Genomic DNA, 17,274 nt, shown 5'->3' with positions numbered 1-17,274 from the left:
CCCTTTTTATTATTTATTTATTCATCTATTTCTTTATATGGCGTTATAAATTTTATTCCCTTATTCTTTAATGAAACATTTAATTTGTTACTTGTTGTAATTTCTCCATCAAGGCATATTGTAAAGTTTTCTTTAGATTTTATCTTTATACTATTACATTTTTTATATATAATATAATCTTTCAATTCTTCACTTTCTAAGTGCCTTCCTTCTTTATACAATTTCATTAAATTTACAAGTTTTAGTCGTGATATCTTTCTTACAATACATAAATCAATTAAGCCATCATCTATTTCTGCCAATGGTGCTCCTAAATAACCTCCACCATAGGATCTTCCATTTGCTATAACACACAATAAAAAATCTCCATTAATAATCTCACAGTCATCTATTTCTATTTCTAAATTAGTACACATTTTATTGATTAGTGAATAAAATACTGAAAGTGTATAGGCACCTTGTCCACTAATTAAAGGAATTTTTTTGAACTTAACCATATTTTCAGCAACTTTAGCATCAAATCCAATATTGCATAGATTAATAGAATATTGACCATTTACATTTAATAAATCTACTTCTTGTAATTTTGATTTTATTTGTTTATCTATATCATAAAATCCTATTTGTGACTGAAAGTTTCTTACAAAATCATTTCCTGTTCCATATGGAATAACTGAAACACTTGCATTTTCGTATCCTATAATTCCGTTAATAACTTCGTTTAAAGTTCCATCTCCTCCACATGCATAAAATCTTAAATTTCCTTCCTGACTTTCACATACATTTTTAGTATATATAGTTGCATCATTTTTATTTTTAGTTATGTAAATGCTATATTCTTCAGGTGAATCTTCAAATATTTTATTTATATCACTACTAATTTTTTCAGAAATATCAGTTTTCCCAGCTTTAGGATTTATCACAAAAAAATGTTTGTTTTTTGTCATTATTGTACCTCTCCAATTTTCTATTTAATAAGGTATATCGTTTTTTTATTTAATTTATATTTTTCATTACTCTATAAAGTATTTAAATTAAGTATACTATATAACATTATATTAATCATTATATTTTGTGAGTCAAAAAACTTTATTATAAAAAAATTCAAAAAAAGAAATTATAAAAAGGTTATTATTAAAATAAACATTTCATAATTTCTTAGATAATAAAATTAAAATTAAATATTAGTCTTTTTAAGTTTAATAGAAGTTGTAATTTAGGTCTTATTGTATTTATAAATAAGCATTTAATTTTGCATTTGATAACATAAGCTTAATTCTATTTTCCTGATTTATTTGAGATTGAGATGGATCATAGTCTATAACTACAATATTAGCCTCAGGGTTCTTATCAAGTATTTTTCTAATAGCACCTCTTCCTACTATGTGGTTTGGCAAACATCCAAATGGCTCTGCACATATAATATTATTGGCTCCTGTATGTATAAGTTCTAACATATTAGCAACTAAAAGCCATCCTTCGCCCATTTTAACGCCATAACCAATATATCCATCTGCCATTTTTCTTATTTCTTCAAAATCTGTAGGTTCTTCAAATTTAGAATATTTTTTTATATTTCTATTTATTTTACGTTGAAGTTTTAAAATAAATTTATAAGCTATTTGCGCTAGTTTAGATTTTAAAAATCCTCTTTTATAAAGCTTATAATCCATTACTGAATTTAAGATACAGTAATTAACAAAATCCATAAGACCTGATTGTACAACTTCTGCATCTTCTTTTATCAAAAATTCTTCAAGATGATTATTTCCCATCCTTGAATACTTCATATATATTTCTCCAACTATTCCAACTTTAATTTTTGACTTATTATTTATTTCAATTGAATCAAAGGCTTGTATGATTAATTTTGATATTTTATTTATTTTAAAGTATTTAAATCCAGAAAGTTTTGTATTCAAAGTTTCAACTAATTTATCTAATATCTTATCAGTTTCTCCTTTATTAACTTCATATGGTTTAACTTTATTATATAGGCACATAATCAAATCACCATATATAATTCCATAAACAGCTTTTAAAATGATTATTGGAGTTAATTTTAATCCTGGATGTTTTTCTATTCCAGATAAACTTAATCCTATAGCAGGAACATAATCAAAATCACTATTTTCAAGAGCTCTTCTAATTAAGTGAATATAATTTGAGGCTCTACATCCACCTCCAGTTTGCGTCATAAGCAGTGCAGTTTTTTCTGTATCATATTTACCACTTTTTAAAGCAGATATAAATTGTCCTATAACTATCATTGCTGGATAACATATATCATTATTAGAATATTTAAGTCCTTCATCAATTATTTTTGAAACATCATCTTCTAAAAATTCGATATCAAACCCATAATCCTTTAAAATTTTATCTAGTATCTTAAAGTGAATTGGTAACATATTGGGAACTAGTATTTTATATGCTTTTTTCATATCTTCCGTAAAAACTTTATAATCATAATTCATATATTTATCACCTACTCTTAATTGCTTCAACCATACTTCTTATTCTTATTTTAGCTGCTCCTAAATTACTTGTCTCATCTATTTTTAATTGTGTATACAGCTTACCCTTTGATTCTAAAATTCTCTTAGTTTCATCAGCAGTTATAGCATCCGTTCCACATCCAAAAGAAACTAATTGAACTAATTGCATGTCCTCATTTTTAGTAACAAAATTTGCTGCATTAAATAATCTGGCTTGATATGTCCATTGATTTAACATTTTTATTTCTGTATCTTTTTTATCTATTGATATTGAATCTTCTGTTAAAATAACTAGTCCTAATGAATTTATCATTCTGTCTATCCCATGATTTATTTCCTTATCAACATGATATGGTCTTCCGGCTAAAACAATAATTAATAAGCTATTTTCTCTAGCGTATTTAATTGCTTCTTTGCCTCTTTCTAATATATCTAATTTATAATTTTTATATTCCTCGATTGCTTTATAATAAGCTGTTTTCACTTTTTCTTTTGTTATATTATTATATCTATCTTTTAAGCTATTATATATATTTTTAATGGTACTTTTATCAGAATTTAAATCTAAGTATGGCATTATATAATCAATTTCTCTTATTCTAGAGATATTATTTTTTACAACCTCTGGATAGTAAGCCACAACAGGACAATTAAAACAATTATCTGATATTCCTTCATCAAAATTATATGTCATGCATGGATAAAAAATCTTTTGAACACCTTTATTTATAAGACTTTCAATATGTCCATGAACCAATTTAGCTGGATAGCAAACTGTATCAGAAGGAATAGTATGTTGTCCTGTTAAATAAAGTTTTTTTGAAGATTCCTCTGATAAAATAACTTTAATATCTAATTCATTAAAGAATTTAATAAAGAAAGGTAAATTTTCATACATATTAAGCACTAGTGGTATTCCTATAGTATCTTTACCTTTTTGGTTTTCAAAATAGTTTATAAGTTTTAAATTTTTGTATTCATACATGTTAGGAATATTATTTTCTTTATATTTACCTGTTGGCTTTGAGCACCTATTTCCTGATATATACTTTTTACCTCCTGTAAATGTATTTATAGTTAAATTACATTTATTCGTACATAAACCACATTTAGTACCTTTAGATTCATGTTTAAAGATTAAAATCTCATTTTCATTTAATATTTTCGAATTTTCTAAGCTTTGATTCTTAGCATATAATGCTGCTCCATAAGCACCCATTAATCCTGATATATTAGAACGTATTACATTTTGTCCTAATTCAATCTCTAAGCTTCTTAATATAGCATCATTACATAGTGTTCCACCTTGAACTATAACGTTTTTTCCTATATTTTTAGTTCTTATAACTTTATAAAGTGCATTTTTTACAACACTTATTGATAACCCAGCCGAAACATCTTCAATAGTAGCTCCATCTCTTTGAGCTTGTTTTACTGAAGAATTCATAAATACAGTACATCTAGAACCTAGATCAGCTGGATGATTTGAAAATAATCCAAGTTTTGAAAAACTTTCTACATCATATCCCATAGCTTTAGCAAATGTTTCTATAAATGAACCACATCCTGAAGAACATGCCTCATTTAAAATTATACTTTTTATAGCTTTATTTTCTATTTCAAAGCATTTTATATCTTGTCCACCGATATCAAGAATAAAATCAACATTCTTATTAAATTTACTTGCTGCTATATAATGTGCTAATGTTTCAACAATACCAAAATCTATACCAAAGCCCTTTTTTATTAATTCTTCACCATACCCAGTTACTGAACTTCCTTTTATATTTATTTTATCACCAAAATGATTATAAATATATTCTAATTGTTCTTTTATTACTTTTACTGGATTACCTTCGTTGTGAGCATAGTATTTGTACAATATTTCATCATTATTATCTATAATAACTAGTTTGGTAGTAGTACTTCCAGCATCTATTCCTATATATACATCACCTGTAAAATTGGTAATTTCTTTTTCTACTACTTTTGCCTTATTATGTCTTTCTAAAAATTTATTATATTCTTCTCTGCTTATAAATAACGGAGCTATTTCTTTTTTTATTTCTAATTTAGTATTGTTTAAATTTGATAATACAGATTCTAACTCTTCATATGTATAAAGCTTAGTTTCATTTCCTGCAAATAATGATGCTCCTTTAGCTACAAAAACTTCTGCATCTTGAGGTATAATACAACTTTCATCACTTAGTTTTAATGTTTTAACAAATCTTTTTCTAAGACCCTTATAAAAGTATAATGGTCCACCTAAAAAAAGAAGATTGCCTTCTATAGCTCTTCCTTGTGCTAAGCCTCCAATAGTTTGATTTACAACAGCTTCATAAATACTTGCTGCAATATCAGATTTACTTGCACCTTGATTTAATAATGGTTGTACATCTGATTTGGCAAAAACTCCACATCTTGAAGCTATTGGATATATATTTTTATGTTCTAAGCTAATTTTATCTAATTCCTCCACTGTTATTCCCATTAAACTAGCCATTTGATCTATAAATGCTCCAGTACCACCTGCACAACTAGAATTCATTCTCTCTTCTAATCCATTGGTAAGATAAATTATCTTAGCATCTTCTCCACCTAATTCAATAACTACATCTATATTATTAAATATTTTTTTTACCCCTATTGTAGTTGCAAAGACTTCTTGAACAAATGATATATTTGTATCCTTAGCAACTCCATATCCGGATGATCCTGTTATTGAAATCTTTATATTATTACCTAATAATATATTTTTTGCATTTCTAACTTCTTCTAATATTGTTTCTCTTACTTTAGTAAGATGTCTTTTATAGCTTTTATAAATTACATTATCATTTTCATCCAATATAACTAATTTCACTGTAGTTGAACCGGCATCTATCCCTAGTCTATATATCACTTAAATTCCCTCCATCTCAATATACTAATAAAATAGGCCCTATAAATACTATACTACTTATAGGGCAATAAAATTATACTATTTTGCAACTATCTCTTATAATTAATTTTACAGGTAAGACAACCTTCTTACTTATTTCTCTTTCTTCTTTTATTCTTTCCATAAGAACTTCAAAAGCAGTTTCCCCCATAAAATCAGTAAAAACTTTTACTGTAGTTAATGAAGGAGATAAATATTGAGCTGTAGCTATATCATCAAAGCCTACTATACTAATATCTTCTGGTATAGTGTAGCCATTTTCTTGAATCGCCTTATAAGCACCTATAGCCATTGGATCACTAGCTATAAAAAAAGCTGATGGAATATTTTTAAGTTTTAATGCTTTATTCATAAGATTATATCCATCCTCAGGAGTGAAATCTCCTTTAAATATCCATTCTTCTTTTAAATTATTAATTTCTAACATAAAATCCTTATAAGTTGCTTCTCTATAATTAATAAGCTCTGTACTATCAATATTATTGTGTGGAATAACTTTTGCACCTATATAACCTATATCATTATGACCTAACCTATATAAATATTCTAATGCTTTTCGCGCTCCATATTTTAAATCAACAACAATTGAATCAAATTCCCACTCCTCAGGAGAAGAATCTATAAATACAATATTTTTAGATAAATCCTTAAGTTTATCAATTTCATTATTTTGAAATATTCCTATAGCAATTATTCCATCAAGACCTTTGTAGCTAGCTATGTCATCATTTAATATCTTAGTAAAATATAAAGATTTAAAATCTACATTTTCTTTAATACACTTTTTTTCTATAGCCATCCTAATTGATAAAAAATATGGATCATTTAACTCTTTAACTTCTGTAAATGAACAAATTATACCTATAGTAAAGTTTTTAAGTTTACTTTTTCTTTCTTTTATAGTAACGTAGTTCATTTCTTCAGCTATACTTAAAACTCTTTTCCTTGTATCTTCTGAAACATTTAAAGTTTTATCTAAGTTTAATATACGTGAAACTGTTGAAATAGAAACTCCTGCTGAAGTTGCTATATCCTTTATTGTAGCCATTTCTTATCACCCCGCTTACTAAAAAAATATTGTAGCAGCTTAAATAGTAATTAAAGATGAGGTATTTATAAATACCTCATCTTATTAATTAATTGTTAGTTTTAAGCTACTAATATATCTTTGCATAGCTTCTTTTCCTTCTTCATTCCATTTAAATACTCCGCAATGCTCTAATACTTTAGTAAATACTTCTCCAACTTCATTTTCTATAATTAAGTCAATATTTTCTTTAGATATTGCTGGATTATTTTTCTTAATTTCTTCATACCAACTATAATGAATCTTCATATCGTCATCATTATATATTTCATCATTTTTACCAACTAGGTAAGCTTTTATAACCTCTAATTCATACTTCAATCTAGCTGGAAGAACGGCAAGGCCTAAAACTTCAATTAAACCTATATTTTCTTTTTTAATATTATGAAGTTCTTTATGAGGATGGAAAATTCCATCTGGATATTCCTCACTAATTCTATTATTCCTAAGAACTAAATCTAAAATATAAAGTTCACCAGATTTTCTGGCTATTGGTGTTATTGTATTATGTGGAATTTCATTGGTGTGAGAATATACATCAACAATAGGATCACTATAGTTTCTCCAATGAGATAGAACCTTGTCAGCTAATTCACTTAATTCCAATCTATTCCTACCTTTTAATCTTAATACAGTTAATGGCCATTTTACAATAGATAATTCAATATTTTTGTAATTATTAACTATAAATTTATAAACATCTTCTGCTTTATCCATTGCAAACTCATAATTTCCACCTTGATAATGATCATGTGTAAGAATAGAACCACCAACAATAGGTAAATCTGCATTAGAACCTATAAAATAATGTGGAAACTTTTCTATAAACTCTAATAGTCTATCAAAAGTGTTTTTTGTTATTTTCATTGGTACATGTTCTCCTGCAAAAACAATACAATGTTCATTATAATATGCATAAGGTGAATATTGTAAATACCAGCTTTCTTTATTTAATTCCATAGGTATTACTCTTATATTTTGTCTTGCTGGATGATTTACTCTACCTCTATATCCTTCATTTTCTTTACATAATAAGCATTTAGGATATTTAGATGGAGGTAAATTTTTTGCTGCTGCAATTGCCTTAGGATCCTTTTCAGGTTTTGATAAATTTATAGTTATATCTAAATCTCCATATTCAGTATTTGATTTCCATACTAAATTTTGTGCTATTCTATCAGTTCTTACATAATCGCATGATTTACTTATATTATATAAATATAATGTAGCACTTTCCTTTGAGATTGAATATCTTTTATAAAACTCACCTATAACCTCTGAAGGTCTTGGCATTAAAACTCCCATAATCTTAGTATCTAATAAATCTCTATATATAGGGGAATTAGATTCTAATATTCCATTGTTAAATGCATAATCTAATATATTATTTAGTATATCAGTTGGAGTATTTAAATTTTCATCCTCTATTTCAAAATCTTCATATTCATCAAGGTTTAAAACATCTAATAAACTATTTCTTACAAAGATTTCATCATATTTAGTAAAAAGTTCATGCTTTAATCCATATTGAATAAGTCTTTTGATTTCCCTATAAATATTCATCTCTTCACCTACTTATTAAAACCTTTTGGATTATTTTCATGCCAATTCCAAGCTGAAGCAATTATACCTTCAACATTAGTAAACTCTGGCTTCCATTTTAAAATATTTCTTGCTTTTTCAGCTGAAGCTATAAGTCTAGCTGGATCTCCTGCTCTTCTTTCACAAATTTTAGCTGGGATCTCATGTCCAGTAACTTTTCTAGCTGCGTCTATCATTTCTTTAACAGAAAATCCATTTCCATTACCTAAATTAAATATATCACTTGAATTTCCATCTCTAAGATATCCTACTGCAAGAATATGAGCATTTGCTAAATCAATTACATGAATATAATCTCTAATACAAGTACCATCTTCTGTATCATAATCTTCTCCAAAGATAGATATAAATTCTCTCTTACCTAAAGGAACTTGCAATATTAAAGGAATTAAGTGAGTTTCAGGACTATGATCTTCTCCAATACTTCCACTTACATGAGCTCCAGCAACATTAAAATATCTAAGAGATACATATTTAACACCATGTGCTATATCTGCCCATTTCATCATTTTTTCCATTGCAAGCTTTGTTTCTCCATATGCATTAGTTGGTTCAGTTTTATCTGTTTCAACTATAGGCATTTTAGTAGCTTCACCATAAGTTGCTGCTGTAGAAGAAAATACAATTTTCTTAACATTGTTTGCAATCATAACTTTTAATAAAACCTCTGTTCCATGAACATTATTGTTATAGTACTTTAGGGGATTTGTCATACTTTCTCCAACTAAAGAATTTGCTGCAAAATGAATTACTTCTGTTATATCATTTTCTTTAAACACCTTATCAAGTTCTTCTTCATTTCTTATATCTACCTTATAAAACTTAGCTTTAGGATTCACTGCTTCAATATGTCCTGTTTCTAGATTATCCACAACTATTACTTCTTCACCTTTATCAATTAACTGATAAACAGTATGGCTCCCAATATATCCTGCTCCACCACAAACTAATATCATTTTTTATACCTCCTAAATTTCTCTAGTTCCATCGCCTATATTAGCTATATAGAAACTAGCTTCATATCCTATTTTTTCTTTATATCCTTGCCCTACTTTTTCTATGAAATCTTCTACGCTATCTTTGTTTATTAATGCAACTGTACATCCACCAAATCCTGCACCAGTCATTCTAGCACCTATTGTAGCCTCATGATTCCATGCAAGTTCAACTAATGTATCTAATTCTATTCCTGTAACTTCATAATCATCTCTTAAAGAAATATGAGATTCATTCATAAGCTTACCAAAAGTAATTAAATCATTTTTCTCTAGCGCTTCTTTAGCCATTAATGTTCTTTGATTTTCATACACTGCATGCTTAGCTCTCTTGATTCGTATTTCACTATCTATTAAATCTTTATTATTTTCAAACTCTTCTATAGATAATTCACCTAATGAATTGATGCTTAATTTTGTTTTTAGTTCTTCTAAAGCCTTTTCACATTCACTTCTACGCTCATTATATTTAGAATCTGCTAATCCTCTTCGTTTATTTGTATTTGCAATAACTAAAATTTCATTTTTTAATTCTACAGGGCAATAATTATATTTTAATGTGTTACAATCTAAAAGTATAGCATTATTTTCCTTACCCATACCAATTGCAAATTGATCCATTATACCACAGTTAACGCCAACGAATTTGTTTTCTGCTTCTTGAGAAAATTTTACTAAATCAACTCTATCTATATTTAATCCAAATAGTTTGTCCATCATTACTGCCATTAAAAGTTCTAATGATGCTGAAGAAGAGAGACCTGCCCCATTTGGAATATTCCCATAAATAGCTACATCAAATCCTTTATTTATATCATATCCATGTTTTTTCATTACATCGATTACACCCTTAGGATAATTAACCCAATCATGAGATTTTTCATACTTAATATCATCTAAATTAAATTCAATTACTCCTAAATCTTCAAAGTTACTTGAATACATTCTTACAATTTTATCATCTCGTAAGCTTATAACTCCATAAGTTCCAAAACTTAATGCACAAGGAAATACATTTCCTCCATTATAATCAGTATGCTCACCGATTAAATTTACTCTACCAGGTGAAAAAAACGTTCTACAATTTTCCTTTTCTCCAAAAACCTTTTTAAAAGTATCATTAATTTCCTTTCTCATAACAACTCTCCCAATCATTATAAATTTGTTTTATTTACAATTTAATACTATCATATCAGGGAAAGTTTTTCAATGTTATTTTACTTAATTTTACTAAAAATTTTACTAAAAATTTTACCGATTTATTTTAATGGATTTACTATTTTATAATCTCATTAATTAACTTGTTTTCGAGATAGATAATTACTTAAATAAAAAAACTATTATAAAAACTCAATTAGAGTTTTTATAATAGTTTAATAAATTGTATTTCATATCAATTAACTTATAATTATCATCTGTATTTACAACTTACCTGTACCCTGTTACCTGTTACATATATCCTATTCCTTATTCTCTGTACTATCACTTAACTGTGAACTGTGTCATGTGCACTACAAACTGTCTAAGATGCTTCATTATTTTCAAATTGACTGTTATATAAACTTGCATAGAATCCTTGTTTTTCAAGTAATTCTGTGTGAGTTCCTTGCTCTACAATATCTCCATCTTTCATTACTAATATTAAATCAGCATCTCTTATTGTAGATAATCTATGAGCAATTATAAAACTTGTTCTATCTTTCATTAAATTATCCATAGCTTTTTGTATAAGTATTTCTGTTCTAGTGTCTACTGAACTTGTAGCTTCATCTAATATTAATATCTTTGGATCTGCTAAAATTGCACGAGCAATTGTTAATAATTGTTTTTGTCCTTGAGATACATTGCTTGCATCTTCATTTAATTCCATATTATATCCGTCTGGCAATGTCTTTACAAAGTGATGAACATGAGCTGCTTTTGATGCTCTTATTACTTCTTCATCAGTAGAATCTAAATTACCATATCGAATATTTTCCATTATACTACCATTAAATAACCAGGTATCTTGTAGAACCATTCCAAAAACTTTTCTTAAATCGCTTCTTTTAAAATCCTTTATATTATGATTATCTAGTAAAATGTCACCACTATTTAATTCATAAAATCTCATTAGTAATTTTACTATAGTAGTTTTTCCTGCTCCAGTAGGACCTACAATAGCCACTCTTTGGCCAGGCTTAATTTTACTTGAAAAATCATTTATTATTATTTTGTCCTCATTATATCCAAAGTGAACATTTTTAAATGTTACTTCACCATTAATATCTTCAATGCTAACTGGATCTTTAATATCCTCTATTTCTTCTTCTTCTTCTAAGAATTCAAAAACTCTTTCAGATGCAGCTGCAGTTGATTGAAGTATATTAGCAATTTGTGCTGTTTGAGCTATTGGTTGAGTGAAAGATCTTACATATTGAACAAAAGAAAGAATATCTCCAACTTCAATAGATTTCTTAATAGCAAGATATCCACCTAATATAGTTACCATAACATAACCAAGATTACCGATGAATGTCATTATAGGCATCATCATTCCTGATAAAAATTGAGATTTCCATGCTGAATTATATAATGTATCATTTAACTTATCAAATTCTTCTACAGCTTCTTTTTCTCCATTAAAAGCTTTCATTATAGTATGACCGCTATATATTTCTTCTACGTGTCCATTTACATGACCTAAAAATGTTTGTTGTTCTTTAAAATATTTTTGAGACTTTTTAACTACTAAAGCTATTAATATTCCTGATAAAGGTAACATTAATAATGATGCAAGAGTCATAGTAAAGCTTATTGATAACATCATTATAAGAACACCTATTAGTGTTGTTACTGACGTTAAAATTTGTGATAAACTTTGATTTAGTGTATTACTTACAGTATCAATATCATTAGTTACTCTTGATAAAACTTCCCCATGAGTCATTTTATCAAAATATTTAAGAGGCATCCTATTTATCTTTTCAGATATTTCTTTTCTAAGATTGTAAGAAACCTTTTGAGCAACCCCAGACATTATAAAGCCTTGAATAAATGAAAATAATGAACTTATTACGTATAAAACTATTAGTAATACAATTATATTTCCAATATAAGTAAAATCTATTGAAGCTCCAGCTTCTCCTGAAACCTTACTTACTAAACCTTCAAATAATTTTGTTGTAGCTTTTCCTAGTATTTTAGGTCCTATGATAGAAAAAGCTGCACTACCTATAGCAAAAATCAACACTATTATTATTGATAATCTATATGGTTTTAAATAATTTAGTAATTTCTTTGTAGTCCCTTTAAAATCCTTAGCCTTTGCACCACCCCCGTGCATTCCACCCATAGGACCACCGAAACCACCATGTCTTTTATTTCCTACATTGTTATTACTCATGACATAAGTTCCTCCTTTGAAAGTTGTGATAAGGCTATTTGTTTATAAACTTCACAGTTTTCTAAAAGCTCTTTATGAGTTCCTATTCCTACAATATTTCCTTCATCTAGTACTATAATTTGATTGGCATCTTTAATTGTACTAATTCTTTGTGCAACTATTATCATAGTTGCATCCTTTATATTTTCTTTAAGAGATCTTCTAAGGGCTGAATCTGTTTTAAAATCCAAAGCTGAAAAACTATCATCAAATATATATATTTGTGGTTTTTTAACTAAAGCTCTTGCTATAGATAATCTTTGTTTTTGACCTCCTGAAACATTGGTTCCACCTTGGGATATTTCAGTTTCATATTTTTCTGGTTTATTATTTATAAATTCTAAGGCTTGTGCAATTTCAGCAGATTTCTCTAGGTCCTCATTAGTTGCATCTTTAGATCCATACTTTAAGTTACTTTCTATAGTACCTGAGAAAAGAATTCCTTTTTGAGGTATATATCCTATTTTATTTCTTAATGCTTTTTGTTCAACATCTCTTATATCTATTCCATCTACAGTAATTTTTCCCTCTGATACATCATAAAATCTAGGAATTAAATTTATCAACGTAGATTTACCACTACCAGTACTTCCTATGATAGCTGTAGTTTCACCAGGCTTTGCAGTGAAAGAAATATTATTTAACACATAATCTTCAGCACCTGGATATTTGAAACTTACATTTTTGTATTCCACGCATCCCTTTTCTGATTTATTAAAATCTTTAGTTTCCTTTTTATCTTTAATACTTAAATCAGTATATAAAACTTCACTAATACGTTGAGCTGACACAGAAGCTCTAGGTAACATAATTGATATCATAGAAATCATTAGGAATGACATAATTATTTGCATTGCATATTGCATAAATGCCATCATATCACCAACCTGCATTGTACCTAAATCAACTTGGTGAGCTCCTACCCATACAATTAGTAGCGTTAATCCATTCATTATAAGCATCATTGCTGGCATCATTGCAACCATTATTCTACTTACAAATAAATTTGTATTGGTCAGATTTTTATTAGCTTCATCAAACTTCATTTCTTCATGTTTTTGAGTACTAAATGCTCTAATAACGAGCATACCTGTTAAACTTTCTCTTGTAACTAAATTTAATTTATCAACAAGTTTTTGGATTGCTTTAAATTTAGGCATAGCAAATCCGAATAAAACACCAACAAGTACTGAAATTGAAACAACGCCAACGGCTATTGTCCAAGTCATATTCGTATCTGTTCTTAATACCTTTAAAACACCACCAACACCTAATATAGGTGCATAAAATACTATTCTAAACAACATAACCATAAGCATTTGAATTTGTTGTATATCATTTGTGCTACGAGTAATAAGTGATGCTGTTGAAAATTTATCAAATTCTGAATTAGAGAAGCTTGTAACTTTTTTAAATACATCTCCTCTTAAAGATTTACCTAATCCAGCTGCAATTCTTGCTGAAATAAGCCCAACAATAACTGAAGCAACCATGCTAAGTAATGCTATTCCAAGCATCTTTAATCCTGAAATAATAATAGCATTTGTTTGTAGTTTATCTGTATTTATTCCTATTTCAGAATATTCATTCTTTACATAAGAAACTGCTGCTTGTTCTACCATACTATCTGGCATTTCACTAAATTTTTCATTTATTGCATCTACAATATTGTTTAATTGCTCTTTTGGGATATTCTTTAAAATCATAAATGGATCTGTATTAGCTGGTAATTGCATATTACTTTGCATATTACCTAACATGCTAGCATCAAATTCCCCTTTTTCTATTCCATAAACAACAAGCTCAGGTTTAGCTAAAATACTATTTAATTTAGATATCTTATCTTCATCTTTTGTATTAAGCTCATATAAAGCTTCTTTATCCAATATAGGATATTTCTTTATATATTCATCAAATTCCTCATTTGAAAGTTCACTTCTATCTATTAATGAATAATTCTCTTCTATAAAATTCAAATCATCTTCTCCAATAAAAATAGAAAGCTTTTCTAATTGAGTTTTTCGTATTACATCTGGTGTTGCATTTTCTATTCCACCTTGCTGAATTCCTACATTAACTATATTGGACATATAATCTGGTAGTGATAATTCGCTAATAGCTTGTATAAATAACAATGCTATTACAGCAATAATAGAACCAATAAATGGTTTTAAGTATTTTGCTAATTTAGTCATTTATTTTTCTCCTTTCAAGTTGTGTTTTGTATAAGTTATTATAGACATGTATTAATTATATTTTTATAACTATTATATGTCAATAACATTTATAGTTGTATAACAAAAAAAAATAGTTTATAATAAATTTGTAAGAAATAATTAGGAGGGATTTTATGAACAATAATTCTATGCTAGAAATATCTGACAACTTATTTAATTTAATGATACAATTTCATAATAAACTAATGAACCCAAATGAAATGACTAAAAGAGTATCAATTCCTCCATCTCATATGAAAGTTATTTTTTATCTTTCAAGGAAAAAGTTTATGTCTGTTTCTGATGTGGCTAAGTGTTTAGATATTTCTAAGCCTAATATGACTCCTATTATAGACAAGTTAATAAGCGAAGGATATGTTTATAGATATACTAATCCAGATGATAGAAGAAAGTTAAATATAGAATTAACTGAAAAGGCTTACGAATTTTTAAAAGAACGTGAAAACGCAATGAAAAGTATATTGTTAGAAAAGATTTCAAGCTTAGATGATGAAAATTTAAATAAATTGAATTCTTTAGTAAAAGATTTAAATGAAATAATAGTTAGTTTAAAATAGAAAGAACAATGTTAAATAGTATTATAAATATAACTATTTAACATTGTTCTTTTTTAAAAACTTACAAAGCTTCTATTGACATTACATCGTATCCAGCTTCATCAATTGCAGAAATTAATATAGTATCATCAATATCAGTATCAACTAAAGCAGCTTTTTCATTTAGATTTACTTCTAAAACTTTAACATTACTTAATTCTTCTAACGCCTCTTTTACATGAGCAACGCAATGTCCACAACTCATTCCTTCAATATTAATTTTTTTCTTCATAATAAATTCCTCCATATAAATTTTAATTTTATCTTGTTATTACCTTATCCAAAACCTTCATTATCTCATTGATTTTTTCATCGCCGTTACCATTTATAAAAGCATCCTTTACGCAATGAGATAAATGATTTTCTAAAATTATTAAATTAGCCTTTTTTAGCAACGATTGTGCTGCAAATATTTGATTAGAAATATCAATACAATACCTATCTTCTTCAATCATCTTAATAATTCCTTCTATTTGGCCTTTAGCTGTTTTTAATGACTGTAATGATTTTCTTTTTTCATCATTCATTTAATTTCATACCTCCCCCACCCTCTAGGGGTGTATTATAATTAAATTATAATATTTAAAAGATATTTGTCAACATTTGATTATACTAAATTTATATTAATAGTATTTATTTATAAATATATTCTATACAAAAAATTAAAAATCCTAAACTTTCTAAGTCTAGGATTTACGTTATAATCAAAAAAATCTAAATCTTCTATCTATTAACTTATAATCTAAATCTGGAATACTTCTTCCAAGTTCTTTAAATTTATTTTCAAGGAACTTTTTATTATGCTCAACCTTTGTCTTGTTACCACCATATAATAATGTTAATTCATTATAGTAATAAGCAGCTTCATAATCACCTAAAATTGAATAGCAAACGCATAGTTGAATGCTTGGTATCCATGTATAATAATCTCTATTATCTATCCCAAGGTTATCTTTTTCATGAATACATCCCATAGCAACCTTATACCAAAATATTGCTTGCTTTATTTGATTGTTGCTCATGAATATTTCTGCTAACCTACAACAAATATCTGCTCTTGGTACATCGAATTCAAAGGATTTTAAAATGATTTCTATTTTCTTCTCTGGCTTATTAGTAAAAGAATAACATTGAATTAAGTTTGCAATAGCAACTTTTTTGTCTTCTATCCACCCTAAATTACTGTCTAAAAATTTCTCATATTTTGTTATGGCTTCTTCATAGTATCCATTGTAATACAATTCATTTGAATAATAAAATAAGTCTCTAGTAGTAAATTCTACCCCAGAGGCCTCCATTTTTTTAAATATTTGTAAATTCCTGCTCCCGCTAGATTTTACTTTACCATGGTTTACGCAGACATTGCTATGAAAACTAACTCCTCCAACATCTAAATACTCATGAACTCTGCCAATCCATTTAAATCCATTTATTCTTTTAACTAATCTATTTCTTCTTAAAGAGTAAGTAGTTTGTCCATTTTCATCTCTAGTCAAAGAATATTCCATAGTTACCGTATCTACACTTCTATCTAATTGATCCTTTAAATCTTTAAAGTTATTAATATTTTCATCGTCTAAATAATCATCTCCATCTAACCAAAATATATATTCTTTAGTAGCTTTACTAAAAGAGAAATTTCTAGCAGCTGCGAAATCATCTATCCATTTGAAGTCATATATTTTAGAATTAAATTTTTTTGCTATCTCTTTTGTTTTATCAGTTGAGCCAGTGTCTACTATAATTATTTCGTCTACAATATCTTTTATAGAGGATAAACATCTTTCTAATGTTTTCTCTTCATCTTTAACTATCATACACAGGCTTATAGTAATTCTATTATTCAAAATAATCCTCCTTTATCTTATTAATAGATACTACATACTATGTTTTA

At 27.4% G+C, this 17,274-nt stretch carries 13 protein-coding genes; 1 reads left to right on the top strand and 12 read right to left on the bottom strand.

Going from position 1 to position 17,274, the window contains the following annotated elements; translation table 11 throughout:
* Positions 1-17: 17 nt before the first annotated feature.
* From AAT22_RS11665 to AAT22_RS11625, 9 genes are all read right to left on the bottom strand, one after another.
* The gene (locus AAT22_RS11665; protein WP_047001355.1) at positions 18-947 is read right to left on the bottom strand and encodes a diacylglycerol kinase family protein; all 930 of its coding nucleotides are present in this window, start codon (positions 945-947) and stop codon (positions 18-20) included.
* 285 nt (positions 948-1,232) lie between these two features.
* Positions 1,233-2,504, bottom strand: a complete 1,272-nt coding sequence (locus tag AAT22_RS11660) for a 2-hydroxyglutaryl-CoA dehydratase (protein ID WP_347456961.1) — start codon at positions 2,502-2,504, stop codon at positions 1,233-1,235.
* Entirely contained in the window at positions 2,482-5,400 is a 2,919-nt protein-coding gene (locus tag AAT22_RS11655) for an acyl-CoA dehydratase activase-related protein (RefSeq protein ID WP_052953954.1), read from the bottom strand. The genes AAT22_RS11660 and AAT22_RS11655 overlap by 23 nt, the downstream gene beginning before the upstream one ends.
* A 73-nt stretch (positions 5,401-5,473) precedes the next feature.
* Positions 5,474-6,487: a LacI family DNA-binding transcriptional regulator gene (locus tag AAT22_RS11650; protein ID WP_016209105.1), complete on the bottom strand. Its 1,014-nt coding sequence runs from the start codon at positions 6,485-6,487 to the stop codon at positions 5,474-5,476.
* 84 nt (positions 6,488-6,571) lie between these two features.
* Entirely contained in the window at positions 6,572-8,089 is a 1,518-nt protein-coding gene (galT, locus tag AAT22_RS11645) for a UDP-glucose--hexose-1-phosphate uridylyltransferase (protein WP_047001353.1), read from the bottom strand.
* Between the two features lie 8 nt (positions 8,090-8,097).
* Positions 8,098-9,084, bottom strand: coding sequence for a UDP-glucose 4-epimerase GalE (gene galE / locus AAT22_RS11640; protein WP_016209107.1), 987 nt, complete (start codon positions 9,082-9,084; stop codon positions 8,098-8,100).
* A 12-nt stretch (positions 9,085-9,096) separates the two neighbouring features.
* Positions 9,097-10,260 (bottom strand): galactokinase, encoded by a 1,164-nt coding sequence (locus AAT22_RS11635; RefSeq protein ID WP_016209108.1) that lies wholly within the window; start codon positions 10,258-10,260, stop codon positions 9,097-9,099.
* Between the two features lie 385 nt (positions 10,261-10,645).
* Positions 10,646-12,508, bottom strand: a complete 1,863-nt coding sequence (locus AAT22_RS11630) for an ABC transporter ATP-binding protein (RefSeq protein ID WP_016209109.1) — start codon at positions 12,506-12,508, stop codon at positions 10,646-10,648.
* Positions 12,505-14,742 (bottom strand): ABC transporter ATP-binding protein, encoded by a 2,238-nt coding sequence (locus tag AAT22_RS11625; protein ID WP_047001352.1) that lies wholly within the window; start codon positions 14,740-14,742, stop codon positions 12,505-12,507. The genes AAT22_RS11630 and AAT22_RS11625 overlap by 4 nt, the downstream gene beginning before the upstream one ends.
* A 155-nt stretch (positions 14,743-14,897) precedes the next feature.
* Between AAT22_RS11625 and AAT22_RS11620 the strand changes: the two genes are divergently transcribed.
* The gene (locus AAT22_RS11620; RefSeq protein WP_016209111.1) at positions 14,898-15,341 is read left to right on the top strand and encodes a MarR family transcriptional regulator; all 444 of its coding nucleotides are present in this window, start codon (positions 14,898-14,900) and stop codon (positions 15,339-15,341) included.
* Positions 15,342-15,402: 61 nt separating this feature from the next.
* On the opposite strand, the gene AAT22_RS11615 is transcribed toward AAT22_RS11620, so the two are convergent.
* The 3 genes from AAT22_RS11615 to AAT22_RS11605 all read right to left on the bottom strand — a co-directional run bounded on the left by AAT22_RS11615 (position 15,403) and on the right by AAT22_RS11605 (position 17,227).
* Entirely contained in the window at positions 15,403-15,612 is a 210-nt protein-coding gene (locus AAT22_RS11615; RefSeq protein ID WP_016209156.1) for a heavy-metal-associated domain-containing protein, read from the bottom strand.
* 28 nt (positions 15,613-15,640) lie between these two features.
* The gene (locus AAT22_RS11610; RefSeq protein ID WP_016209155.1) at positions 15,641-15,907 is read right to left on the bottom strand and encodes a metal-sensing transcriptional repressor; all 267 of its coding nucleotides are present in this window, start codon (positions 15,905-15,907) and stop codon (positions 15,641-15,643) included.
* A 177-nt stretch (positions 15,908-16,084) separates the two neighbouring features.
* The gene (locus AAT22_RS11605; protein WP_047001351.1) at positions 16,085-17,227 is read right to left on the bottom strand and encodes a glycosyltransferase family 2 protein; all 1,143 of its coding nucleotides are present in this window, start codon (positions 17,225-17,227) and stop codon (positions 16,085-16,087) included.
* Between the last annotated feature and the right edge of the window lie 47 nt (positions 17,228-17,274).

Source organism: Clostridium sp. C8 (assembly GCF_001010885.1).
Taxonomy (GTDB): Bacteria; Bacillota; Clostridia; order Clostridiales; family Clostridiaceae; genus Clostridium; species Clostridium sartagoforme.
Note: the sequence above shows the minus strand (reverse complement) of the source record. Positions and strands in the feature narration are given on the sequence as shown.